General features: G+C 69.2%; 2 protein-coding genes. One reads left to right on the top strand and one right to left on the bottom strand.

The window, feature by feature from the left end; genetic code table 11:
* On the top strand, window positions 1-262 hold a 262-nt coding region (locus K9U40_RS23250), incomplete at its 5' end, for a peptide-methionine (S)-S-oxide reductase (RefSeq protein WP_282892437.1).
* A gap of 127 nt (window positions 263-389) precedes the next feature.
* Here K9U40_RS23250 and K9U40_RS23245 read toward each other — a convergent pair.
* Window positions 390-601: GNAT family N-acetyltransferase (locus K9U40_RS23245; protein ID WP_282892436.1), on the bottom strand; the 212-nt coding region annotated here is incomplete at its 5' end.

Here is a 601-nt window from a genome sequence, read left to right as displayed (position 1 = left end):
CAGTGACGACGCACGCCAGCAGGCTGCCAGCCGCGCCTACATCGCCCAGCTCGGCCAGGCCGGCAGCTACCGCGCGCCGATCGTCACCCAGCTGGTCAGCGGCCAGCGCTTCTACCCGGCCGAGAGCTACCACCAGAACTACATGACCAACTACCCGCAGGCGGCCTACATCCGCTACTACGACGCACCGAAGCTGGCCGCGCTGGGCAGGCAGTTCCCGGCGCTGTACCGGCGCGAGGCGGTGCTGGTGCCGATGCGGTAGCCGGCATTCCCCCTTGGGCTGACCGACGCTCGGCGGTGCTCTCTGTAGAGCCGAGCCCACGCTCGGCTGCTGTTGGCGGAAGTGCAGCCGAGCATGGGCTCGGCTCTACAACAGCCAGCCCGCGTGTTCACGGCAGCTGGGTGCGTACCCGGGCGAAACGGCGAAGGTCGTGCAGCACGCCGCGCTTGTAGACCGCGCAGCGCTCCACGCCCTCCTCCTGGAAGCCGTTCTTCTCCAGCACCCGCGCCGAGCCGAGGTTGAAGTCGACGACCGTGGCCTGCAGCCTGAACAGGCGCAGCTCGTCCATCACCCACGGTGCGAACAGCCCGACCACACGGG

It is taken from the genome of Xanthobacter autotrophicus (assembly GCF_030015065.1).
Classification (GTDB): Bacteria; Pseudomonadota; Alphaproteobacteria; order Rhizobiales; family Xanthobacteraceae; genus Xanthobacter; species Xanthobacter autotrophicus_D.
This window is presented reverse-complemented; position numbering and strand designations above follow the sequence as displayed.